Annotated in this window: 28 protein-coding genes and 1 pseudogene; 21 read left to right on the forward strand and 8 right to left on the reverse strand. The window is 32.5% G+C overall.

Annotated features, from left to right (window positions below):
- Positions 1–120: 120 nt before the first annotated feature.
- From folE2 to HMPREF2737_RS03730, 3 genes are read right to left on the reverse strand one after another with little or no spacing between them, the layout of a single operon-like run.
- Positions 121–999: a GTP cyclohydrolase FolE2 gene (gene folE2 / locus HMPREF2737_RS03720; RefSeq protein ID WP_037552397.1), complete on the reverse strand. Its 879-nt coding sequence runs from the start codon at positions 997–999 to the stop codon at positions 121–123.
- A 13-nt stretch (positions 1000–1012) separates the two neighbouring features.
- Positions 1013–1678 (reverse strand): bacillithiol biosynthesis deacetylase BshB2, encoded by a 666-nt coding sequence (gene bshB2, locus HMPREF2737_RS03725; protein ID WP_037552399.1) that lies wholly within the window; start codon positions 1676–1678, stop codon positions 1013–1015.
- A 13-nt stretch (positions 1679–1691) separates the two neighbouring features.
- On the reverse strand, positions 1692–2054 hold the full coding sequence (locus tag HMPREF2737_RS03730) for a YojF family protein (RefSeq protein ID WP_172592547.1): 363 nt from the start codon (positions 2052–2054) through the stop codon (positions 1692–1694).
- Positions 2055–2323: 269 nt separating this feature from the next.
- Between HMPREF2737_RS03730 and hxlA the strand changes: the two genes are divergently transcribed.
- From hxlA to HMPREF2737_RS03815, 15 genes and pseudogenes are all read left to right on the forward strand, one after another.
- The gene (gene hxlA / locus HMPREF2737_RS03735; protein WP_037552403.1) at positions 2324–2956 is read left to right on the forward strand and encodes a 3-hexulose-6-phosphate synthase; all 633 of its coding nucleotides are present in this window, start codon (positions 2324–2326) and stop codon (positions 2954–2956) included.
- Positions 2957–2958: 2 nt separating this feature from the next.
- The gene (gene hxlB / locus HMPREF2737_RS03740) at positions 2959–3507 is read left to right on the forward strand and encodes a 6-phospho-3-hexuloisomerase (RefSeq protein ID WP_037552406.1); all 549 of its coding nucleotides are present in this window, start codon (positions 2959–2961) and stop codon (positions 3505–3507) included.
- Positions 3508–3748: 241 nt separating this feature from the next.
- Entirely contained in the window at positions 3749–4024 is a 276-nt protein-coding gene (locus HMPREF2737_RS03745; protein ID WP_037552407.1) for a hypothetical protein, read from the forward strand.
- A 24-nt stretch (positions 4025–4048) separates the two neighbouring features.
- Positions 4049–4378, forward strand: a complete 330-nt coding sequence (locus tag HMPREF2737_RS03750; protein WP_037552410.1) for a hypothetical protein — start codon at positions 4049–4051, stop codon at positions 4376–4378.
- A 356-nt stretch (positions 4379–4734) separates the two neighbouring features.
- Entirely contained in the window at positions 4735–5205 is a 471-nt protein-coding gene (locus tag HMPREF2737_RS11765; protein ID WP_224743143.1) for a hypothetical protein, read from the forward strand.
- A 30-nt stretch (positions 5206–5235) separates the two neighbouring features.
- Positions 5236–5535, forward strand: coding sequence for a hypothetical protein (locus HMPREF2737_RS11770; protein WP_224743142.1), 300 nt, complete (start codon positions 5236–5238; stop codon positions 5533–5535).
- Entirely contained in the window at positions 5484–5810 is a 327-nt protein-coding gene (locus HMPREF2737_RS03770) for a hypothetical protein (RefSeq protein WP_037552413.1), read from the forward strand. Before HMPREF2737_RS11770 ends, HMPREF2737_RS03770 begins: the two co-directional genes overlap by 52 nt.
- Before the next feature lie 458 nt (positions 5811–6268).
- On the forward strand, positions 6269–6514 hold the full coding sequence (locus tag HMPREF2737_RS03780) for a CapA family protein (RefSeq protein WP_117287710.1): 246 nt from the start codon (positions 6269–6271) through the stop codon (positions 6512–6514).
- A 560-nt stretch (positions 6515–7074) separates the two neighbouring features.
- Positions 7075–8385, forward strand: coding sequence for a Mur ligase family protein (locus tag HMPREF2737_RS11775; RefSeq protein ID WP_037552422.1), 1311 nt, complete (start codon positions 7075–7077; stop codon positions 8383–8385).
- 4 nt (positions 8386–8389) lie between these two features.
- A complete protein-coding gene (locus HMPREF2737_RS11780; RefSeq protein WP_229664828.1) occupies positions 8390–10366 on the forward strand; it encodes a CapA family protein in 1977 nt (658 codons plus the stop codon).
- Positions 10367–10548: 182 nt separating this feature from the next.
- Positions 10549–11934 (forward strand): long-chain fatty acid--CoA ligase, encoded by a 1386-nt coding sequence (locus tag HMPREF2737_RS03795; RefSeq protein WP_037552424.1) that lies wholly within the window; start codon positions 10549–10551, stop codon positions 11932–11934.
- Entirely contained in the window at positions 11931–13076 is a 1146-nt protein-coding gene (locus tag HMPREF2737_RS03800; protein WP_037552426.1) for an acetyl-CoA C-acyltransferase, read from the forward strand. The genes HMPREF2737_RS03795 and HMPREF2737_RS03800 overlap by 4 nt, the downstream gene beginning before the upstream one ends.
- Positions 13045–13425 (forward strand): hypothetical protein, encoded by a 381-nt coding sequence (locus HMPREF2737_RS03805; RefSeq protein ID WP_037552428.1) that lies wholly within the window; start codon positions 13045–13047, stop codon positions 13423–13425. Before HMPREF2737_RS03800 ends, HMPREF2737_RS03805 begins: the two co-directional genes overlap by 32 nt.
- Positions 13415–13675 (forward strand): hypothetical protein, encoded by a 261-nt coding sequence (locus HMPREF2737_RS03810; protein WP_037552429.1) that lies wholly within the window; start codon positions 13415–13417, stop codon positions 13673–13675. Before HMPREF2737_RS03805 ends, HMPREF2737_RS03810 begins: the two co-directional genes overlap by 11 nt.
- Before the next feature lie 193 nt (positions 13676–13868).
- Positions 13869–15266: pseudogene (locus HMPREF2737_RS03815) on the forward strand (MFS transporter).
- 319 nt (positions 15267–15585) lie between these two features.
- On the opposite strand, the gene vraX reads toward HMPREF2737_RS03815, so the two are convergent.
- Entirely contained in the window at positions 15586–15783 is a 198-nt protein-coding gene (gene vraX / locus HMPREF2737_RS03820) for a C1q-binding complement inhibitor VraX (protein ID WP_037552430.1), read from the reverse strand.
- A gap of 250 nt (positions 15784–16033) precedes the next feature.
- Complete coding sequence (gene thiD, locus HMPREF2737_RS03825) at positions 16034–16864, reverse strand: bifunctional hydroxymethylpyrimidine kinase/phosphomethylpyrimidine kinase (protein WP_037552432.1); 831 nt, start codon at positions 16862–16864, stop codon at positions 16034–16036.
- A 139-nt stretch (positions 16865–17003) separates the two neighbouring features.
- Between thiD and HMPREF2737_RS03830 the strand changes: the two genes are divergently transcribed.
- From HMPREF2737_RS03830 to HMPREF2737_RS03845, 4 genes are all read left to right on the forward strand, one after another.
- Positions 17004–17663, forward strand: a complete 660-nt coding sequence (locus HMPREF2737_RS03830) for a uracil-DNA glycosylase (protein ID WP_037552433.1) — start codon at positions 17004–17006, stop codon at positions 17661–17663.
- Entirely contained in the window at positions 17664–18047 is a 384-nt protein-coding gene (locus HMPREF2737_RS03835) for a DUF5327 family protein (protein ID WP_011276665.1), read from the forward strand.
- Positions 18048–18074: 27 nt separating this feature from the next.
- Positions 18075–18443, forward strand: a complete 369-nt coding sequence (locus tag HMPREF2737_RS03840) for a DUF423 domain-containing protein (RefSeq protein WP_160380486.1) — start codon at positions 18075–18077, stop codon at positions 18441–18443.
- Positions 18444–18569: 126 nt separating this feature from the next.
- Positions 18570–20048: an APC family permease gene (locus tag HMPREF2737_RS03845; protein ID WP_037552436.1), complete on the forward strand. Its 1479-nt coding sequence runs from the start codon at positions 18570–18572 to the stop codon at positions 20046–20048.
- A 70-nt stretch (positions 20049–20118) separates the two neighbouring features.
- Here the strand turns inward: HMPREF2737_RS03845 and HMPREF2737_RS03850 are convergent, their stop codons facing one another.
- From HMPREF2737_RS03850 to hemQ, 3 genes are all read right to left on the reverse strand, one after another.
- Positions 20119–20571: a threonine/serine exporter family protein gene (locus tag HMPREF2737_RS03850; RefSeq protein WP_011276662.1), complete on the reverse strand. Its 453-nt coding sequence runs from the start codon at positions 20569–20571 to the stop codon at positions 20119–20121.
- A gap of 12 nt (positions 20572–20583) precedes the next feature.
- Positions 20584–21351: a threonine/serine exporter family protein gene (locus tag HMPREF2737_RS03855; protein WP_037552438.1), complete on the reverse strand. Its 768-nt coding sequence runs from the start codon at positions 21349–21351 to the stop codon at positions 20584–20586.
- 748 nt (positions 21352–22099) lie between these two features.
- Positions 22100–22849 carry a hydrogen peroxide-dependent heme synthase gene (gene hemQ / locus HMPREF2737_RS03860; RefSeq protein WP_011276660.1) on the reverse strand — a complete coding sequence of 250 codons (750 nt, stop codon included), beginning with the start codon at positions 22847–22849 and terminating at the stop codon, positions 22100–22102.
- A gap of 173 nt (positions 22850–23022) precedes the next feature.
- Between hemQ and pta the strand changes: the two genes are divergently transcribed.
- Positions 23023–24012, forward strand: coding sequence for a phosphate acetyltransferase (pta, locus tag HMPREF2737_RS03865; protein ID WP_011276659.1), 990 nt, complete (start codon positions 23023–23025; stop codon positions 24010–24012).
- Positions 24012–24854, forward strand: coding sequence for a lipoate--protein ligase family protein (locus HMPREF2737_RS03870; protein WP_037552440.1), 843 nt, complete (start codon positions 24012–24014; stop codon positions 24852–24854). The genes pta and HMPREF2737_RS03870 overlap by 1 nt, the downstream gene beginning before the upstream one ends.
- Positions 24855–25015 lie beyond the last annotated feature (161 nt).

Genomic DNA, 25015 nt, shown 5'->3' on the forward strand with positions numbered 1-25015 from the left:
AAAAAAAACACTGATCAATACAAGAAGAAATTATATAGATTTTGGTATAGCATTTGATAGTCAAAGGCAGTTATCACATTTGAAACGTGTGACAACTGCCTTATTATTTATACGCAACGATTATTTTCTATATTTTAATTTCGCAAATGCATCATGTTGGTGAATAGATTCTTCGTTACGACATTCAATGTCAAAACCATCTATCCAATCAAATTCTACCAAGTCAGCAGCGATAAGACGAATTAAATCTTCGACGAATCGTGGATTTTCATAAGCGCGTTCTGTAACACGTTTTTCATCTGGACGTTTCAAAATTGGGTATAAGATTGAACTTGCATTTGCTTCCATAGCATCTAGAATTTTATCTTTATAATCATCAACAACCTGGTTGTTTTTATCTAAATAAACTTTAACTGTAACTACACCACGTTGGTTGTGGGCTGAATATTCACTGATTTCTTTAGAACATGGGCATAGTGTTGTTACAGTTGCTTCAATTGTAATTTCTTTACGTGTAATTTGGTCTTGTTCAATGGCTAATCCGTAAGTGACATCGGCATTGCCTACTGCTTTAATGTTCGTTACTGGACTAAAACGATCAAAGAACCATTTACCCGAAACATCAACACCTGCTGAGTTCTGTTTCATGTTTGTTTGTAATGTGCGTAATACTTGATATAGTGTATCGAAATTCAACTCTAAACCATTGCTGTAATGTTTTTCTACGCTTTCTAGAATACGACTCATGTTAATGCCTTTTTCATCTTTATTTAAGCTCGTTGAAAAGCTAAATTGTCCCGCCGTTTGGAAACGATCAATATTAACGGGGTAAATTAAATTTTTAATGCCGACTTCTTCGATTTCAAATAAGAAATTTTTATGTGTACTTTGTAAGTCAGTCATTTCATTTTTAGTTGTTGGTTTTGTACCTTCGATTGGGTCAACTGAGCCAAAGTGTTTCCAACGACCCTCACGTGTGGATAAATCAAATTCAGTCATTGTTTACCTCCCCTTAAGATTCAAAATAATATGTCCAATATGGTTCAACGTCTAAGAAACTTTGTGTTTCGCCACCGACTTCTGGACTCGCTAATTGTTTTAAAAATGGACCAGTTTGAGATGCATGTGCTTCGAAAGCTTTCAATTTAAGATCTCGATATGCACGAATGTCGTTTAATATATCTGGTTCGCCTAGTATTTCTGGTGCATCATTACTAAACGCTACAAGTTGTAAACGTGGTCGTGCTTCTTCAGGCATACGTCCTACGGTTCTTACTACGGCTTCGGCTGTTGCTTCATGGTCGGGATGAACAGCAAATTTAGGATAGAAAGAAATAATCATTGATGGATTTGTTTCTTCAATCAACTTTTTAACCATGTCATCCATTTGTTCATGAGGCTCAAATTCAACAGTTTTATCACGTAATCCCATTTTACGTAAATCGGTGATGCCAATAATCTTCATCGCTTTTTCTAATTCACGTTCACGTATATCAGGTAGTGATTCTCGAGTTGCAAAAGGAGGATTACCTAAATTACGTCCCATTTGTCCTAATGTTAGGCATGCATAAGTGACAGGAATGCCGTTATCAATATAACTTGCAATCGTTCCAGCTGATGAGAAGGTTTCATCATCTGGGTGTGGGAATATCATTAACACGTGTCTTTCATCTTTCATGAATAAACCTCCTCTATACTGTAAATGGCTTTTCACTAATCTCGATTGTGGCAGCCAATTGTCCTTCATAGTTAAATCCTGCGATTAAAAATTCGTTGTTGTTATTGATTTCGTAATGCGTTAGTCCTTGAACATAGACCCAACCTCCGTCACGAAGTTTCAACCCAACACGAAATGGATCTTTGTCTCCGCCCTTTAGTTGCGCATGTTCATATGTGACTTGTATATTTCGTAAAAACGTACCTGCATTAAACACACGTTGATCGAAATGATTTGCATATGCACCATTAGTCGTTTCAACGTGTAGGTATACAGGTTTATTTTCGAATGATGTTAATAATTGTTGTACTTCTTCAGCGTTAATGAGTTCCAACACTTTCACTCCTTGCAACCATACAATATGTTTATCTATTTATTTTACTAAAAAGAAGAGACTAATTGTACATCTCTGCTCAATTTATTAAGAAAAAGTGGTAATTATACCTTTAAAGAGTTGATTTACTGTAAGTATTATATGAGATTAGTGAGTAAATTGTTAGGTTTAGGAGTATTGTTTAAAAATTTATAAGACGGGTAGACTAATGAATGTGAAAGATAATATAAGAACTGAAGATATATCACTTTAGTAATGAAAGGATGTTTGCATTGGAATTACAATTAGCAATCGATTTATTAAACAAAGAGGAAGCAGCAGAATTAGCTAAAAAAGTTGAGGAATATGTAGATATCGTAGAAATTGGTACGCCAATCGTAATCAACGAAGGTTTACCAGCAGTTCAACATTTAGATGAAAATATTAACAACGCTAAAGTATTAGCTGACCTTAAAATTATGGACGCAGCAGACTATGAAGTAAGCCAAGCAATTAAATTTGGTGCAGATGTTGTAACAATCTTAGGTGTGGCTGAAGACGCTTCAATTAAAGCGGCAGTTGAAGAAGCACATAAACATGATAAACAATTATTAGTTGATATGATTGCGGTACAAGATTTAGAAAAACGTGCAAAAGAATTAGATGAAATGGGTGCTGACTATATTGCAGTACACACTGGATATGACTTACAAGCAGAAGGTCAATCTCCATTAGACAGTTTACGTACTGTTAAATCTGTCATTAAGAATTCTAAAGTTGCTGTAGCTGGTGGTATTAAACCAGATACAATTAAAGATATTGTTGCAGAACAACCTGACTTAGTTATCGTTGGTGGCGGTATTGCTAATGCTGATGATCCAGTCGAAGCTGCTAAACAATGTCGTGACGCGATTGAAGGTAAGTAATTATGTCTCAATTTACTAATTACAAATTAATTCTTGAAGAATTAGATCATACGTTATCTCATATTCAAGATGAACAATATGACCGCTTTGCAAATGATGTAAATGGTGCACAAAGAATCTTCACTGCAGGTAAGGGTCGTTCAGGATTTATGGCAAATAGTTTTGCTATGCGACTTAATCAACTTGGTAAAGAAGCATTTGTAGTAGGTGAATCAACTACACCTTCTATTAAAGAACACGATTTATTTGTTATTTTATCTGGTTCGGGTTCAACTGAACATTTACGCTTATTAGCTGAAAAAGCACAATCATTAGGTGCTAAAGTTGTATTATTAACAACCAGCCCTGATTCTCCAATTGGTGAGTTAGCTGAAACAGTAATTGAGTTACCAGCTGGCACAAAACACAATGTTGAAGGGTCTGAACAACCATTAGGAAGCTTATTTGAACAATCATCATTATTGTTCTTAGATAGCGTGGTTCTGGGCTTAATGGAAACATTTGATATAAGTGAAGAAGAAATGCAAAATAATCATGCAAATTTAGAATAAATTAATATGATTAAGAGAGTAGGGATTTCTAATTTAGAAATTCCTATTTTTGTGTTTCATTTTAATAAAATTAACCATAAATATATATACAATAAAAAAAGATATATAATAAATAGTGAATTATGAACTTGTGAAAAATGTAATAAATTAATGATTAAGATGCATAATACATATTATGTTAAAACATACCAATTACATTAAATATTAATGACACATTTTAATTTTATATGGTAGGAGTTTTATGATAGTTTTTAATAAAAAGCGTATTGAGGATATATCAGAAGGTCATTGGGTTAATCAACCTTCAGAAAACTGGCAAGTTAATAATGTTGTAGCAAGTTATGATCAAGCACGTGAAAATCATTGTCATCAACGACAATTATTATTTATTGCAATAGATAATGATACTTGGAATACGCATATCAAAAATACAGAAGATTGGAGTGATACGCATAATACCATTTTACATGTTTTGCCATATATTTCAGGTATTATCGTAAAAACTCCAATTCCTTAGCTTAACGAAGACATTCTTCAATTTGTGGTACAAGATACTTATGATGCACTAAATAAATTAGCACTTACTTCATATGATACGTCTAATGCTACTTTAATCGCTACTGTTGGTATGAATAATAAGGGCATTTATATGATTAATGCATTATTTGAAGAACTACTATTAAAAAATAAGAATCAAATAGTAATTAAGAAAAAAGAGCTTGTAAGTCTTAACATGTTAATAGCTTTAGCAAGCGCATCTGAACACACAGAGTATATTATTTCTAATGCAAGCAATCGTGCATTAATATCAAATAAACAGCACAGCAATTTGATAAGTATATTCCAGATATTGCTATTATTTCTTCTATAGAAGAAACAAAAAATAAAACAATAGATAATAATGTAGAATTATATACTTGACTCCTTGAAAATATGTTTGTTGATAGCATTGTTGTTTTAGATGGTGATAGTAACGGTGTTGGAAAAATTTATTCTAAAATAGAAAGATTAAAATTAAATAAAATTACTTATGGAATTATTCCTAATTCAGATGTTTTTATCATGAGAAATAGACAGTTAGGAGAACATTCACAAATTAAAGCAAAGATTATAGGACAAAATTTAGAATTTCAAACTAAACTAACGGTCTAGATAATTTACGGTACATACTTAGTGGGCTTGCCACTCTAAAAATATCATATACCTCTTTATATGGTAGTAAATCATTTGAAAAATTTTATACTATTAGAAGATCATCAACAAGCTACTCAGTACAACACATTTAATGAAGATATTTATAATATTGTAGACAGCGATGCTCTACCAACTATAGAGGGAATGGTTGATTTATTAAGCATGTTACATAAACAACGTATTATTTTAAATGGGAGAACTATTGTCATTATTGGGGGTGTTTCCGGACTAACTATGGAAAATGAAGAGAGTCAATATCAAGTATTAGCAGGAAAAATACTTCAAGCTGATATTGATTTAGTCATTGGATTTGGGGAGGAAATGTCATCCTGCTTAAAACATTTGTCTGAAATAAAAGTATTAGAAGTATATACATCTGTTAATCAATTGACACAAGTAACAGCAGCTATTTTAAAAAATGAGGATAATATTTTAATTAAAGGTAATGAGTCTTCAAAAGAATGGTCATTATTACAAAATTTAATTATTAAATATGTGGCATAGCCTATTGAATCTTTAAATATTAAAGATGTTATGCCTCCTAGTGAGGGATATGGTGCAACGACTTTTAATATGAGAGTAGGAAGAAAGGTTGCTCAATATGGTAATCAATATGTGACTCAAAATCAAGGTGCAGATAATTTATTAATTATACATCGTGTTTTAAACTTATTATTTGCTGAAAAATCACACCGAAGTCAAACCTTCACACCAGATAATGAAGCGATTACTGCAAGCCAACTAAAAAATGCTATTCCGCTTAAAAAAATGATGAAGTTATTTTGGAACACCTTTTATCAGCAGCAATCATTAATGACGCTTCTAATGCATTAATTATGTTGACAGATAGTGTATTAGGGCCTAGTGAAAATAGTTTGAAAATGGTTAAAAGCATTGTAAATGATTTAGGTATAAACAGTTCTATTGCAGAAAATATTACTGGTGAACCAGTAGAAGGTAGACTTCAGAAATTAACTTTAGATAACTTGTTTATGATAGGTAACTTGTTGTTTACGAATTATCCAGCTGTAAGAGATATAATATCTCTTTCTAGTTATATATTTAAAAATAGCACATATAGAACAAAAAGTAATTTATATGATTATTGATTAATTACGTATGGATTATTCTATGGTGTCAATGATTCTATTCGTATTGTTCGTTCAAAAATTAAAGTAGAAGCCTATATTACTGTTGCTTTAGGAGTTAGAAGTGCATTCCATAGAGATGCTATGATATATCAAACATTATCTAAAATAATGAATTCTGATATTCAAAAAACAAAATTAGAAAATATTAGAAAAATAAGAAAATCGACTTATAAAATAAATTTATTAGACGATAATTATTTTAGTGATTCATATGTGAATCGTACAAATGATGAAAGTTTAAATAACTTTTTAATACATAGGACTCCATCGCATAGTTTTAAGGAGATTAGACCATTACTAGAAGAAGCGGACTTCAATTTATGTATGTTAGAATCATCAATATTTAATATTGAAAACACATGCTTAGAGCAGCGTTTAAAAGATGTAAGATATTCTAATGAAAAAATACGCCTGAAATATTAAAACAAGAGGATATTGATTTAGTTTCATTAGCAAGTCCACATATAATGGATAGTAAAGAAGCATTAGATTGTACGTTAGAGTTATTAGAAGTATATGATATCTATAATATTAGTTCAAAAAATAAACAAATTGATGCTGAAAACCCATTCGTTATTTATGTTAATAATCAAAGGTATATGATTTTTAATGCGCACTTTTATCAGTCTGATAATTATTGTTTTTTAGTCGTTATGCTATAATAAATGAGAGTAGTATTGCATGTTTAAATCCATTTATCTATGAGCGGATGAGCATAGCAAAAAGAGAAGATGAAACAACCAAAATCATCGTTATTGTTCATTGAAGAGTAAAAACCCAGACTAATGAAAACGATATAAGACAACGTATTTTTGCTCAAAGATTAGGTAAAGCAGGCGCAGATATTATCATTAGACATGGTAGTCATAATATGAAAGGTATTGAATAAATAAACCAAAAACAACAGTGCTTTATGATATAGGTGTGAGTATCTTTAATAGTGATGATGATATAAGAGAAACTATACAACCTCCGTATAGTTTAAAAACGCAAGTTAATGTGAATCTTAATCATACAATTGAATTGAAACTTTATCCGATTTATACGAATAATTATGCAACACTATACCAACCAAGATTTGTTGACAAAAAAGATTTAATCATTGTTATACTTTACCGAAAAAAATACGGAATGTTACCTAATATATCTATGGACATGATAATCAATACTATTTTAATATTTCTATATAAATAAATTATAAAATTTAGAGAGGAGAGAACTTATGATTTATGATAAAGAACGAATTGAACAATTACTAGATGGTTACTGGTATCGAGAACCAAAAGAAGAGTGGTACGTTGATAATATAGATATTAATAAACAACAAATGATGAAATATTGTCAAAAAGGTTATAAAACTTTATTTATAGCTATAGATTCAGAAACATGGCATAAAGGATCAGGAAATACTGGCATTTATGCTGGATGGGAAGATACACATAAAAATTTAGAAGAATACAAATATTTTATGAGTGGCGTAATAGCCAGTAGACCGATTGAATATTTGGATGAAGATATTCCACAATTTATTATGAAAGATACCTATAGTGCAATAAAAAAACTAGGGGAATTTTCATTTTCCTTATTTAAAGGAAAAATGATAGGAATTACTGGTACCGCTGGTAAATCTACATGTAAAACTTTACTAAATGAATTGTTAGAAGTGAATCATACAGTTAATTCTACTAGAGGGAATCATAATACAAGAACTGGAGTGCCTCTTACGGTTGCTAATGCGATTAACAACCCTGATTATTTAGTTCTTGAAATGGCAATATCGAGTTTATGGATGAAAAGTGGAGGAATAGCAAAAACATATATTCCAGATTTAGCATTAATAACTTCAATAGATGGTGGACAAAATAAAACACCATATGAAACAGCTATTTTAAAATCTAAAATCGCTGAAGGTATGCATCATAATGGGAAAGTAATATTAAATAGAGATATGAATGAATATTTTACTGTTAAAAGTACGATAGAAAAATATAATAAGAATATAGTGACTTATGGTTTTAATAATGAGTCAGACTCGATTATTGAAAGGTTTGAGGAGTATAAAGACTATACTCATGTTGAAGCTTCTATATTAGGTGAACCAGTATCATTTAACACGTTTCTATCTGGTAAAGCAATGATTGAGAATATTATTGGTGTTTTGACGATAATAAAATTATTAGATATACCACTTGAAAGTATTATGTATAACTTAGAAAACTACCAACCTAATAATGGTGTACAAAATTTTGAGCATTACAAAAAAAATAATGGTGTTACATATACGTTAATTAATGATTCATGGAATGCAATGGGAATATCAATGCTTGAAGGTATTAAAGTTTTAAAAACTAAATCTCGTTTTTATAAAGGTAAAACTATTGCGATTTTAGGTAGAATAATTGGATTAGATAAGAATGAAAAAGAAGCAGAACGCCAGCATGAGCTTATTGCGGAAGAACTAATTAATTCAAATATTGATTTAGTTTATGGGCATGGTAAAGAAATGAAGTATACTATGAAAAAAATTACCTAAACATATGATAGGTGGATATTATGAAAGGGCAGAGCTACTAGCATACGAAGTTGCTAATATTATAGAAGATGATGATTTAATATTAATTAAAGGATCCGTAAGAAATAGTAATTTTAAAAATGTAAAAAAACATCTCATTTTAAATGCTAATTCAAATACTACCCATAAAGTTAATACACATAAAGGTTCTAGTAAAGGTTACGGAGTAGCAACTTTTAGTGTAAAAACAAATGAGAAAGTTTCTTATATCGGGAATCAAGATGTAATTCAAAACCAAGGATTAGGTGGTATTTTAATTATTCATCATATTCTTGATTTAATTTTCTCAAAAAGATTATCACTTAGTGATATATATAAGCCTGACAAACAAGCAATTAGAGAAAGTAAAAATCCAAGGTCAATTCCATTAAATGAAAAAGATGAAATTACTTTAAATCAACTATTGACTTCAGCTATTGTTACTGCCTCGCCGAATGCTATTTTAATGCTAGCAAATACAGTTATAAAAAGTAATAGTGATAGTTTGAAATATATAAAGGAAACTATTAAAGAAATAGGAGCAAATCCGAGAAGTGCACTGAATATAACGGGAAGAAGAATAAGTAATAAGATACAGGAATTAAGTTTGAATGATTTATATTTAGCAAGTAAATTACTATTTAATAAATATCCTTTTATTAAAGATATGCTAACCAAGAATAATTATGTGTTCAAAGATAAATGTTACAAATCTGAATCTAATTTGTTTAATTATGGAATGATTACGCATGGTTTCTTCTACGGTCAAGATCACTCTATCGGTACAGTATTGTCTAAAATAAATGGTGAAGAATATATTACAGTCGTGTTAGGTGCTAAAGATGCGTTTCATAGAGATGAATTAATTTATAATTCAATTATGCAAGTGACACAGGGAAAGCCTAAACATACTAAATGTGATTCGATTCGTAAGAAACGTAAATTACCATTTGAAATGAACATTATCGGGGATACTTATTTTGGTGAATATTACACTAAAAAACGCCAAGCAAAAGATATCGATGATGCATTAACATCTAAAGGTCGACATTACAGTTTTGATGGTATTCGTGATTTCTTAAAAACAGGAGATTTTAATATATGTAATTTTGAGGCAGCTATTTCTGATGATGATAATGCTTATTTAAAACAACGTAAACCTTATGTTTTACATGCTTCTGAGGAAGAAACAGCTCGTGCTTTAAAAAAAGAATATATTCATTTAGCCACACTTGCTAATAATCATTTAATGGACTGCAACATAGAAGGGTTAAATCGAACAATTAAACAGTTTGAAGCAGAGAACATATATACAATAGGTGCTGGAAATACTCAAGAAGAAGCAGAGAAGCCTTTTGTACTTAACTATAATGGTCAAAAATATACAATATTTAATGCGTATTGGTATCGACGTCCTATGTATAGAGAATATGATTTTTATGCAATAGGAAATAAACCCGGTGTGGCTTGTATCAATCCTTCTTTGTATAAGCAAATTTCTAAAGTGAAAGAAGAAGGTGCTAAAGTGATTGTCATTGCTCACTGGGGTGTCGATTTTGGTAAAGTTCAGATAAAACAACGTGAATATGCACAGTTATTGGAAGAAGCGGGAGCAGATTTAATTATTGGACACGGAGCACATATGATGCAAAGTATCGAGAAAATTAATCGAACTACTGTGGTGTATAGTATCGGCAATGGAATATTCAATAGTAATGGAGAATATGATCAACGTTTTGTACCTCCATATAGTTTTATTGCACGTCTTACTATCACTCCTGAAAATGACTTATCCTTGAAACTTTATCCAATTTATAGCAATAATAAAGAAACATTTTGGCAACCACGTTTTTTAACTGAAGATGAGTTTAAACATTGTAGTCAAATGCTTAAACAATACGGTTCAATTGAAACTATTAAAAAAGGTTATGACCAACATTATTATTACGATATTCCGCTTTGATGAAAAAACACTCTAATTGTTAGTTAAAAGAACTAATAGTTAGAGTGATTTTTTAATAGATTAATAAATGACATATCGCTTTTATGGAAAATTCTTAATGTAATAGCAAGTGAGTTATATTAAAAATAATGTTAACATAATATAAAGTGAAGTTAACATTTAAGTACGGAAGAGGTCATATCATGCTAGAAATCATAAAGCGACTTGAATATTACGCTAAGGTTCAGCCTCAATCCATAGCACTGCAAATCGATGATGAAATTGTAAATTATGAGAGTTTATACCAAAAAATATGTGATTGCACTTTGAATTCACCAAAATTTAAGCTTGGAAGTAGGGTGGCACTATTAAGTGACTCTCCAATAGTAAATATCACAAATTATTTTGTTATTTTAATGATGGATGGAGTTCCATGTTTTTTAGATAACAAATGGTCACGCGACACTATTGATAAACTTATAGAAAATTATCATATTGAATATATAACGACTGCTGTCGGAAAGTTTAAACGTACAACATCATTTGGTACATTTGATAAATATATAAGTGAGCAATTAAAAGTGGATGACTTGTTACATATTGGATATACATCTGGCACTACTGGCTTACCTAAAGCTTATTATCGTAACGAACATTCATGGATTGCATCTTATGTTGAAAATGAAAAACTTATATATAACTATGAAAAAGCTCTCGTTGCACCAGGTCCACTCGCACATTCGTTATCGTTATATACATGTATTTTCGCATTATATTCAGGTAGAACTTTCATTGGACAACGACAATTTGATGCAAAACGATTCATTTCCATATTAAATGAACAACATTCTAATATCGCACTTTTTCTTGTACCAACCATGTTGCATCAATTACTGAATGTAGATACGACTATCACACACATTAAATCTATATTTTGTAGTGGTGCGAAACTGTCAGAATCATTGTTTAAAACCGTGTCCCAACAATTTAAAAACGCAAATATAATTGAATTTTTTGGAACATCTGAAGCAAGTTTTATTACGTATAACTTTAATCAGACATCACCAACTAACTCTGTTGGTCAAGTATTTCCTAATGTTTCAATTAAACTTGAAGCGCAAGATGATCGGAAAATAGGTTTATTGAAGGTTCAAAGTAATATGATTTATTCAGGGTATGTCGATGTTGAAGTGGTGCAACCTCATAGCTGGATTGAAACCGGAGATTATGCATACATACAAAATAATCAACTTTATTTAGTAAGTCGTAAAAGTGACCGACTTATTATTGGGGGTAAAAATATATATCCTAATGTAATAGAACAGCAAGTGAAATCATTAGATGGAATTGAAGAAGCGGTTGTCGTTGGTGAGCCACATAGACGATTTGGAGAAATTGCAGTATTAATTTATGTAGGAAATCAAGAACTTGATTATAAGACATTGAGACGGTATTTACGACAAATGTTATCAAGATATGAAATTCCTTCAAAGCTTGTAAGGGTAAAAGATTTGCCATTTACCAATAGTGGCAAAGTAGCACGTAACACTGTTCAAACATTATATTTAGAGGGAGCGTTTAAAGTATGAAAGAAGCAGTTGTAATATGGGCTAAAAGAACACCGTTTGGTAAATATGGTGGTGCGTTAAGACATTTAGAACCTGAAGCGCTGTTGTTACCACTTTTTCAAAACTTGAAACAAACATTTCCTGAAGTAATGGATCAAGTGGATGATGTTGTATTAGGTAATGTTGTAGGGAATGGTGGTAATGTTGCGAGAAAGTCGTTACTAGAAGCCGGGTTAAATCATCGAATTTCTGGCATAACTTTAGACCGTCAATGTGGCTCGGGTTTAGAAAGTATCATTTATGCGTGTCGAATGGTGCAATGTGAGGCTGGGAAAGTGTTCATTGCTGGTGGCGTAGAGAGTACAAGTCGTGCACCATGGAAAATTAAGCGTCCTCAATCTGTCTATGAAATGCAATTACCACAATTTTTTGAGCGTGCATCATTTGCACCTGAAGGTCAAGATCCAAGCATGATAGAAGCAGCTGAGAATGTCGCGCAACATTATAATATATCTCGTAATGATCAAGACTTATTTGCAGCACGTAGTCATCGGTTTGTGGCAACGCATTTTAATAATGGTGATATTAATCGTGAGATTGTTCCTCTTACAATTAAAGGAGCGTTGTTTGATAGGGATGAAAGTTTAAAGCAAAATCTGACTGAGGCGCGTTTACACAGATTACGTCCAATATTACCAAATGGTACAGTTACAGTTGGTAATAGTTGCATGAAGAATGATGGCGCCGGAATAGCTTTAATTATGGAAAAGGAAATGGCTGTGGCAATGGGGATTAAATGGGGAATGTTGTATAGAGATGCTGTTACAACAGGTGTGGATCCAACCTTATTAGGGATAGGTCCAGTACCCGCTATTTCTCAATTATTGAAAAGGCAGAAATTAAATATTGAAGATATATCAGCCATTGAACTGAACGAAGCATTTAGTTCTCAAGTGCTGGCATCTATAAATGAGTTGCATTTAGGTTTGGACAAGGTAAATCAATGGGGAGGTGCGATTGCTACTGGACATCCATATAGTGCTAGTGGCGCGGCATTAGTTGCTAGATTATTAAACTTACCTAATTGGCAATATGGAATTGCTACGATGGGTATAGGAGGAGGTATGGGAAATGCAGTACTCTTTGAAAAGTGGCGCCAATGAAACAAGAGAGTTTAAGTTTCATTCCGAGGATGTCCGAATTTATTGTAGTGTAATAGGGAAGGAATATGATGGCACAGTACCACCGCTAATGTGTGCAAAGTTATGGCCTAAATTTAAAATGTTTCAAATCTTTAAAGGTGAAGCAATACGATTAGTACGTACTAATGTTGAAATGTTTGAAAATTTAGAAAGTGACATACAATATTATGCATATTTAACGCATAAAAAATCTGAAAAAGTAAAGCGATTTAACCGCTTTATTTTTAAATTGGAAATTAATAAAAATAATAAAATATGTATGATTATCGAACAAACGTTTATTTCAGAGGATGGAATATATGGTTTTTAATAGGAAAATAGTAGAACAGTATTTAGCAATTGTAGGTGACGAAAATCCGATTCATGAGTATATCGTTCCGGGACAATTAATTGTTGAAAAGGTATTTTCTATGATGGATGATCAATGGGCTAGCTATAAAGTTAAGTATGTTCAAACCACTGATATCAATGAATTAATAGATTTTGAAGTGGTTGAAAACGAACGGATTATTGTTTCGAATAAAGTTAATGGGGTGAAACTAGTTATAATTAGAAATTGATAAAATTATTAATTTTTAATTATAACTTTTTTTGTTTTTATTAAAATTATGTAAACGCGTACAAAAGAAAGTTGTTAAATTCTGTAAAATGAATAATATCGTATTTTTGAAATTTATAAAATTTTTAGTAATTTGACAACATTCATTAGGTCTGTATAATTATGTAACATAAATAGAAAGAGTGTTACAGGTCATGGATTTTAAAAAAGATAGAATTAACATGGTCGATGGGCAAACAGCGAAGAAAACTGTATTTGCCACGGGTATTGGTAACGCCATGGAATGGTTCGACTTTGGTGTCTATGCGTACACTACGGCATATATTGGAGCGAATTTCTTTTCGCCAGTACAAAACCCACAGATTCAACAAATATTTACATTTGCAGCATTAGCAATTGCCTTCCTATTACGACCAATAGGTGGGATAGTGTTTGGAATCATTGGTGATAAGTACGGTCGTAAAGTTGTATTGACGACGACTATTATTTTAATGGCTCTATCAACATTAACGATAGGTGTTTTACCAAACTACGATATGATAGGATTATGGGCACCAGCGCTCTTACTGCTCGCTAGAATATTACAATGATTTTCTACTGGTGGTGAATATGCTGGAGCAATGACATATATTGCTGAAATTTCACCAGATAAGAAGCGTAATAGTTTAGGTAGTGGTCTTGAAATTGGAACTTTATCGGGTTATATCGCAGCTTCAATTATGATCGCATTATTAAGTTTCTTCTTAAGTGATGCACAAATGGAAGCGTGGGGTTGGAGAATTCCATTTATATTAGGTTTATTCCTTGGTTTATTTGGACTTTATTTACGTCGTAAACTTGAAGAATCTCCAATCTATGAAAATGATGTAGAAACACCGGCACGTGATAACATAGGATTCTTTACAATTATTCGTTATTACTTTAAAGATATCTTAGTATGTTTCGTAGCAGTTGTATTCTTCAATGTAACTAACTATACAGTTACTGCTTATTTACCAACATACTTAGGACAAATTGTTAAAATTGATGAAACAACTACAAGTGTGTTAATTACATGTGTTATGGCAGTAATGATTCCGTTAGCATTATTCTTCGGTAAATTAGCGGATAAAATTGGTGAGAAGAAAGTATTCTTGATTGGTACTGGTGGTCTTACACTATTAAGTATTGTGGCATTTAGTTTACTCAATACAAAATCATTACCATTCATTATACTTGGTGTGTTTATTTTAGGTTTCTTCTTATCAACCTACGAAGCAACAATGCCTGGTTCATTACCAACAATGTTCTTTACACATATTAGATATCGTACATTAGCAGTTACATTTAATATTTCAGTTTCACTATTTGGTGGTACAACACCGTTAGTTAACTCATGGTTAGTTGAATCAACTGGTAACATTTACGCACCAGCGTATTATTTAACTGCTATTAGTATTATCGGCTTTATTGTGATTGCGGTACTGCATGTAAGTACAGCAGGCAAATCACTTAAAGGTTCTTATCCTAATGTTGACAATAAAAAGGATTTAGAATTTTATGAATCAAATCCTAAAAAAGCATTATGGTGGATTAAAGTTAAGAAAAAATAAAAACGCATAATAATTATCAATTAAACGCATTGATGCACGTTCGCATCAATGCGTTTTTTATTTTATTTAATTTTAAATAGAAGTACTATAAATAATTAGCGACGTAAAAATATAGCGTCAATGTTAGCAAAGCTTAAAGTTACTCTCTAAGCATACGAGGGGGGACAATCCTCGTCTAACATCGACGCTATTTAAATAAGGTGAGTTTAGGAATGATTAATGACTTATAAAGTTACTTATAGTATTAGGGGGCATAAGAACTTTAAAATCAATTTTGGGAATAATTCATCTGTTTGAATTCTCAATTTGGAAAACACTTTTACTGTACTTCGTGTTGTACAAATGACTTATAACTTAGTTTCATGTTATCAAGGTCATTTTCTAGTAGAGAGAGCAATTTATAGATTTCATTTTTGTTAAACGTTTCATCAAATTTTACCGTAATTGTCTTGAAGGTTTTCGTAATGATTTCGTACATTGGGATACCATTCTCTATATTTTGCTTGTAGATAATCATGATGTGTAATTCCTCCTTTGTCTCTCTACACTTAATATAGTAAAGTAATTTTAAAATAAAAACATGAGTCCAAGGTACCAACTTTGAATACAACGTATAGCCTATCACTTTCTACGACTTAATACCTAGAATTTATAATAAGCCTAAATTAATGTGAATGACTTAAATAAAATAGCTCCTCAATGAATGGTCTTAATAAAGACTTTATTGAGGAGGTTAGTTTGAGTTTATAAAAATTAAGTGTTTACTATTAAACTTCTGTTACGTCTACATCGATGTGTTCAACACGATTATAGGCACCATGATCTACTGGACCTACGAAGTCATTCATTTTCCAGCCATTTTTAATTGCTGAAGCAACAAATGCTTTGGCACTAATAACAGCTTCTTTAGGTGATTTACCATTAGCTAAGTATGCTGTTGTAGCGGCTGCGAATGTACAACCGGCACCGTGGTTGTAGCTTTGTTGGAACATATCTGTTGTTAATTGGTAGAACGTATTACCGTCATAGTATAAGTCGTAAGATTTATCTTGATCTAACGCTTTACCACCTTTAATAATGACGTTTTGAGCGCCTTGATTAAAGATGATGTCTGCTGCTTTCTTCATGTTTTCGATTGAAGTTAATTTACCTAAACCAGAAAGTTGGCCTGCTTCAAATAAGTTAGGTGTCACAACAGTTGCTTTTGGTAATAAATATTCAATCATTGCATCAGTATTTCCTGGGTTAAGTACTTCATCTTCACCCTTACATACCATAACAGGATCTACTACGAAATATTGTGCGCCTGACTCTTCAAATGCTTCTCCAGCACGTTTAATGATTTCTTGAGTACCTAGCATGCCAGTTTTAACAGCATCTGGACCAATTGAAATCGCTGTTTCAAGTTGCTTTTCAAATAAATCCATAGGAAGTGGTGTCACATCATGAGACCAAGTTTCCTTATCCATTGTTACAACAGCTGTTAAAGCGACCATGCCGTATGTGTCTAATTCTTGGAATGTTTTAAGGTCAGCTTGCATACCAGCTCCCGCACTTGTATCTGAACCTGCAATTGTTAATACTTTTTTTAAAGCCATGTAAATTCACTCCCGACAATTTCTAATCTATGTCTTATAATATCACGTTTATCAGACTACGTGCTAGCTTGAATTAATGGATAAAATCAATAACTGATTAGGTTAGCATTATGTTAAAATATGCCTTGAGGTGAAAACGATGGAATGGTCAGAAATATTTCATGATATAACGGAACGACACGATTTCAAAGAGATGCACGATTTTTTAGAAAAAGAATATACAACACAAACCATTTATCCAGATAGAGACAATATTTATCAAGCCTTTGATTTAACACCTTTTGAAGATGTGAAAGTGGTTATATTAGGTCAAGACCCTTATCATGGACCGAATCAAGCTCATGGTTTAGCGTTTTCTGTGCAACCTAATGCTAAATTTCCACCTTCTTTGAGAAATATGTATCAGGAATTGGAAGATGATATCGGGTGTCATCGGACATCACCACATTTACAAGATTGGGCTCGTGAAGGTGTCTTGTTATTAAATACTGTTCTGACGGTTCGACAAGGACAAGCACACTCGCACAAGGATATTGGATGGGAAACATTTACAGATGAAGTGATCCAAGCTATTTCGAAATATCGTGATGATGTTGTATTCATATTATGGGGTAAGCCTGCACAACAAAAAATTAAATTAATTGATACATCAAAACACTATATTATTAAATCGCCACATCCAAGTCCGTTATCGGCTTATCGTGGGTTCTTTGGTTCTAAACCATATTCTAAAACTAATGATTATTTAGTATCTAAAGGTAAATCACCTATCAATTGGTGCGAGAATGGGGAGGGTTAAATGAATAGAGCGCAAGTGATTCAACTAATTGAACATGAGTTAGTGCAAGCTGATGAAGCCACTAACGAGCAACAATTCGAAAAACATATGTATGCGATTCATACATTAACATCAATATATGCTAATAACGAAAGTAAGACAGCGTCATCAAAATCACAAGGTCAGGATTTCACAAATACTGTGGCTACGTCATTTTCAAAAGTAAATCAAAGTTCAAACATATCATCGTTACAAGGTAAATCCAAAGTGACTGCTGCAGAAATTGAGGCGATGGGTGGAAAAGTTCCAGATTCAATGAAATCATCACAGAATAATAGTTTGCCATCTAATACAATGGTAACGGATGATGAAATTGGTAATGGAGAATCAATATTTGATTTTTAAACTGAATGAGGAGAATGAATGTATATGATGAAATTATTTATAATACTAGGTGCGCTATGTACAATGATGTCAGTTGGTACTGGGGCATTTGGTGCACATGGTCTTGAAGGTAAACTATCGGACAAATATATGTCAGTATGGGAAAAAGCAGTGAATTATCAAATGTACCATGGATTAGGATTAATCATTATTGGTGTTATTAGTGGTACAACATCTATTAATGTGAATTGGGCAGGTTGGCTCCTCTTCCTAGGTGTGGTGTTTTTTAGTGGTTCGTTATATATATTAGCTTTAACACAAATCCGTATCTTAGGAGCGATTACCCCAATTGGTGGTTTATTATTCATCGCGGGTTGGTTAATGCTTATTATCTCTACATTTAAATTTGTAGGATAAATTTTAACATAATTTATCAAATTTATTAGTTTTATTTAAAATTGTAAAGCACTTATATTGTGTCAATAGTATAGATTAAACAACTCACCTTTTGGGTATATAGCATACTTGAGGTGAGTTTATTTTATGAGTAAAAATAATCAAAATCAGGATATAGATAGAGGCGATTTGAAACAGAACCTCTCTGAAAAGTTTGTTTGGGCTATTGCTTATGGCTCATGTATAGGTTGGGGTGCTTTTATTTTACCTGGAGATTGGATTAAGCAATCTGGTCCAATTGCTGCTTCTATAGGTATCGTAATTGGTGCATTATTAATGATACTCATTGCAGTAAGTTATGGGGCCTTGGTAGAAAAATTTCCAGTTTCAGGTGGCGCCTTTGCATTTAGTTACTTAAGTTTTGGTAGATACGTTAGTTTCTTCTCATCATGGTTTTTAACATTTGGTTATGTATGTGTTGTTGCACTTAATGCAACGGCATTTAGTTTATTAGTAAAATTCCTACTTCCAGATTTGTTGAATAATGGGAAGTTATACACGATTGCAGGATGGGACGTTTACATAACTGAAATCATTATTGCCACTGTATTATTGCTTGTCTTTATGCTAGTAGCAATCCGTGGTGCAAGTGTATCAGGTTCATTGCAATATTACTTTTGCGTAGCTATGGTTATTGTTGTGTTGCTTATGTTTTTCGGTTCGTTCTTTGGAAATAATTTTGCATTTGAGAATTTACAACCATTAGCTAATCCTAAATCAGGTTGGTTCACATCTATAATTATGATTGTGGCAGTAGCGCCTTGGGCGTATGTTGGCTTTGACAACATTCCTCAAACTGCAGAAGAATTTAACTTTTCACCTAATAAGACATTTAAATTGATAGTGTATAGTTTGTTGGCAGCGTCACTGACGTATGTCGTAATGATTTTATACACAGGTTGGTTAAGTACTAATAATGCAAGTTTAAATGGTAACTTATGGGTAACAGGTGCTGAAACACAGTCAGCATTTGGTTATATTGGTTTAGGTATATTAGCTATAGCGATTATCATGGGTATATTTACAGGTTTAAATGGATTTTTAATGAGTGCAAGTCGATTGTTATTCTCAATGGGGCGTTCAGGCATTATGCCAACAGCTTTTAGTAAATTGCATTCTAAATATAAGACACCATATGTAGCGATTATCTTTTTAGTAGCTGTTACATTAATTGCACCTTGGTTAGGTCGTACTGCATTAACATGGATTGTTGATATGTCGTCAACTGGCGTATCAATTGCTTATTTTATTACATGTTTATCTGCAGCTAAGTTGTTCAGTTTTAATAAAGAAAGTAATACGTACGGACCTGTTTATAGGACATTTGCCATTTTTGGTTCGATTGTATCATTTATTTTCCTTCTGTTATTGTTAGTGCCTGGATCACCAGCATCGCTCTCAATGCCGTCATATATTGCCTTAGGTGGATGGTTAGTAATTGGACTGATTTTCTTCGTTATCCGTTATACTAAATTGAAGCGAATAGATAATGATGAATTAAGTCGATTAATTTTAAATCGTTCTGAAAAAGAAGTTGAAGATATGGTAGATGATACTTATAAATAATTTAACTTTAAAAAGCGCGGGCTCTAGGGAGCCACGCGCTTTTCTAATATCAACAATAGTATTAATGATGTTATATTCTTTTTCGTGTTCTTGCAAAACCAGATAATATAATTTTAGAAATTTGGTCTGCAAATAATAAGCCGAGCGCAATGGCGCCAGCAATGAGTGTTACTTCAAGCATTGTATTAATCGCTTTACTAAAGTCTAATAGTACTAAATTCTTAGTAGCATCGAACGCTAGACCACCAGGTACAAGAGGAATAATTCCAGGTACCATGAAGATAATTGCCGGTTCTCTCTTTGTACGAGCCATATAGTGACTAATTAAACCTAACGCTAAACTTCCGAAGAAACTTGAGTAGATCGTATGTGTGTTTAAACCTTGATAAAAAAGAATGTAAACCATCCAACCACATGCTCCTACAAATCCGCAAGAGAGATAGAGTTTCCTAGGCGCATCGAAGATCACACAGAAAAAAAGTGAAGCGGTATAACTAAAAATTAAGTTTAATATCCAAAACATTCATTCCCACTCCTAAACTAAGATTAAAACTGAGCCAACGCCAGCGCCAATACCAAAAGCAGTGACGAGTGCTTCTAAGGACTTCGTTGTAAACATAAGCATGTGTCCACCAAATAGATCTTGAATGGCATTTGTTATAAGTACTCCAGGAACAATAGGCATTACAGAGGCAATAATAATTGTTGCAAGATCACCTGTGGGTAATAAATAATGACCAAGTACTGATATAATTCCAATAACGAGTGACCCTAAAAATTCTGGAATAAATTGCGCATGTAAACGTCTATCTAGTATTTCAACTACAAGATAACCTAAGCCACCCGCTAACAATGCAGTGATAACATCGACAAGTTTACCATCCTGTAAATATAGGAAACTAATAGCAATAATGGCAGCAGCAATTCCCTTGAATAGTAAACTACTATCACGTTTAGCAACATATATATTCTCAAGTTTTAATTTAGCTTCTTCTAGTGTAATTGCACCTTTTGTGATTAAGCGAGAGATTTCATTTGTTTGAGAAATTTTAATGAGATTCGTGTCACGTGAATTAATTCTAAAAATTCGAGGATAAGATTCATTATGTAATGTAAATTGAATAACAGTATTGGTAACAAAGCTATTACTCTCAGTATAACCTAATTTACGTGCAATACGTGTCATTGTATCTTCAACACGTGTACCTTCAGCACCGGACTCCAATAATATGCGTCCAGCCATCATGACAACGTCTTTAATTAATTTTTCATCTGCATTTTCGTGTATTTGTGTATTATCCATTTCATCACCATTCGTTAAGATGTACTCATAATTATAGTCAATGAGTCTAAGATATAAAAGTCTTTTAGGTTTATGATACAAAATTAAAGTAGCTAATTGAAGTAAGCACGCTTATATTAAAAGTTTCTAAGCTCTGATTCACTCTTATAAAAAGAATCTCACACATTAAGTATGTTTGTGTATAACAAATGCCTAGAAAATTCGCGCTTTAAAATGAAGAAAATATAACAATTAAATGTTAAAAATTAAAAAGAGTGTACATTAATCGTTATAGTATAATGTTGCAATACATTTAAAATAAAAAATATATACAAACTCATTCTATAATGTTTCAAAATATTACAATTTGGTTAAATAATAATTAGTTAGCAATTTATGAATAATATTGAGTAGCGACAATATTTTCATAGTTGTTAATGTTCAGAGTAGTAATTAAGTTCTCCCAAAACATATACTACACTATAATAGCCTGAGGCATAGTAAGTGCCTCAGGTTATCGTTGTTTTAAAACCTATTTAAATGTGGCGATTAATAGCTATTCCCTAAATATTCGTTTATTAAACTATTATCAAAATAAGATATTGTGGGCATTTATAAAGTTTGGCACGTCATCTTTGTTAGAGATACATTAGAGTTCCATTATCAATTTATTTCTATAAATAAAAAGTTCCCTTCAAAGCCATGTTCAAGCAAGCTTAGAAGGGAACAAGTTATGAATATCACAAAATAGATTTATATAATAACAAGTTTAGATAGCAAAAAAGTGTTCGAAATCATCTGTTTTTAAGATGTGACCAATATAGAAACCACCAAATTCTCCATATCTAGCAGTTGTCTCATCAAAACGCATTTCGTATACAATTTTCTTGAATTGTAGTACATCATCAGAGAATAAAGTTACGCCCCATTCAAAGTCATCAAAACCAACTGACCCTGTGATGAATTGTTTGATCTTACCTGCATATTGTCGACCAATCATACCATGGTTATACATTAATTTCTTACGTTCTTCCATTGGTAACATATACCAGTTATAAGTCTCATTACGACGTTTATCCATTGGATAGAAACAAATATACTCTGTTCTAGGTAATTCAGGATATAGTCTCGCTCTAACATGTGGGTTTTGATATGGATCTTCATCAGACTTACCTGCTAAGTAATTACCTAATTCAATCACTGATACGTATGAGTATGTTTGAATAAAGAAATCAGCAATACGAAGTTTATTGAGTTCATTTTCAATTTCATTAAGTTCTTTCATTTCTGGACGTAAGTACCATAATAGAATGTCAGCTTTTTGACCTGTAATATTATATAGCGCATAGTCGCCAGCTTGTTGTTCTCTAGCACTAGCTTTATCGTTAATGAATGTCTTGAATTCATTGATCATAGCTTCACGTTCATCCTCAGGCACTAGTCTAAATGTTGCCCAATCTACAGCATAAAATAAATGAAGACTGTACCAACCATCTAAAGTTTCAGCTGCTTCACTCATGTGGATCGCTCCTTCAAAATTGATTATTATTATTTATTATAGATTAAATTTTATCATAAAGAGAATTAGTAAACATACTTAAATGATTACAAATTAGTGAAATGGAAATATCACTATAAATACAGTATAATTAGAGTGCAAAATATTATTATGAAATTATTTAGGAGGGCATTATGTCTAGTTTATTAGATGTATTACAAGAAAAACTTTCAGGAAAAAATGTCAAAATCGTATTACCTGAGGGTGAAGATGAGCGTGTGTTAACAGCTGCTACACAATTACAAGCAACTGACTATGTAACACCTGTAGTTTTAGGTGACTATGACAAAATTAACTTATTAGCTAAAGATAAAGGATTAGATGTTTCAGACATCGAAATCATTAATCCATCTACAAGCGAATTAAAACCAGAATTAGTTAAATCATTCGTTGAACGCCGTAAAGGTAAAGCAACTGAAGAACAAGCTGATGAATTATTAAATAACGTTAACTATTTCGGTACGATGTTGGTTTACGCTGGTCATGCTGACGGGTTAGTAAGTGGTGCAGCACATTCAACTGGAGATACTGTTCGCCCTGCATTACAAATCATTAAAACGAAACCAGGCGTATCTAAAACTTCTGGTATCTTCTTTATGATTAAAGATGATCAACAATATGTATTCGGTGACTGTGCAATTAACCCAACATTAGAATCATCTGATTTAGCAGAAATCGCAGTTGAAAGTGCGAAATCAGCTAAAAGCTTCGGCATGGACCCACGTGTTGCTATGTTAAGCTTCTCAACTAAAGGTTCAGCTAAATCTGACGATGTTGATAAAGTAGCAAATGCAGTTAAATTAGCTCAAGAAAAAGTAGAATCTGAAGGCTTAACAGACGTTGTAATTGATGGTGAATTCCAATTTGATGCTGCTATTGTACCTTCAGTAGCTGAAAAAAAAGCGCCAGGCGCTAAAATCCAAGGTAATGCAAATGTCTTTGTATTCCCAAGTTTAGAAGCAGGTAATATTGGATACAAAATTGCTCAACGTTTAGGTGGTTTTGACGCAGTTGGTCCTGTATTACAAGGTTTAAACTCACCTGTTAACGACTTATCACGCGGTTGCTCAACTGAAGACGTTTATAAATTATCAATCATTACAGCTGCTCAAACATTACAATAATGGACTTAGCGAGTAAATATTTTAATGATATCGATTGGCGCTATGTAGATCATTCGTCCGGTTTAGCGCCAATGCAATCATTTGCTTTTGACGATACGTTTTCCGAAAGCGTAGGTAAAGATTTATCATGCAATGTGGTCAGAACATGGATTCACCAACATACCGTTATTCTCGGTATTCATGATTCGCGTTTACCATTTCTTAAAGATGGTATTAAATATTTAACTGATGAAATAGGTTATAACGCAATTGTGAGGAATTCGGGTGGTCTCGGTGTAGTGTTAGATCAAGGAGTATTAAATATCTCACTTATTTTCAAAGGTCAAACGGAAACGACAATTGATGAAGCATTTACAGTAATGTATTTATTGATTTGCAAAATGTTTGAAAATGAAGATGTAGAAATTGATACACGAGAGATTGAGCACTCATATTGCCCAGGAAAATTTGATTTAAGCATTGATGGTAAAAAGTTTGCCGGCATTTCACAACGTCGTGTACGTGGTGGCATTGCAGTGCAAATATACCTTTGTGTTGAAGGATCAGGTTCAGAACGCGCGGAAATGATGCGTGTCTTCTATGAACATGCACTTAAAGGCGAAGTAACCAAATTTAAATATCCGGATATACACCCTGAATGTATGGCGTCACTGGAAACGTTGTTTGGGCGAGAGATTAAAGTCCAAGATGTGATGTTCCAATTATTACACGCTATTAAAGATTTAGGTGGCAATCTGAATATGGATCCAATCACTGAAGATGAATGGACACGTTATGAAGGTTACTTCGACAAGATGATAGATCGTAATGAGAAGATGAATCGTTCAATAGAAGCTGATTAAGCGTGAAACAACTTTTAAAATTGCAAATTTGATACAGTTAAAGAGGCTGGGACAAAATAAAATGTCTCAGCCTACTTTATCATGTTGTCAGTAGCTGACTGGTTTGAAAATGCGCTTGAGTCAAGCGTTTTTTCAAACCTAGTCATCCTTGCCTGGTAGGC

The sequence above is a fragment of the Staphylococcus sp. HMSC069D12 genome (assembly GCF_001810405.1).
Taxonomy (GTDB): domain Bacteria; phylum Bacillota; class Bacilli; order Staphylococcales; family Staphylococcaceae; genus Staphylococcus; species Staphylococcus haemolyticus.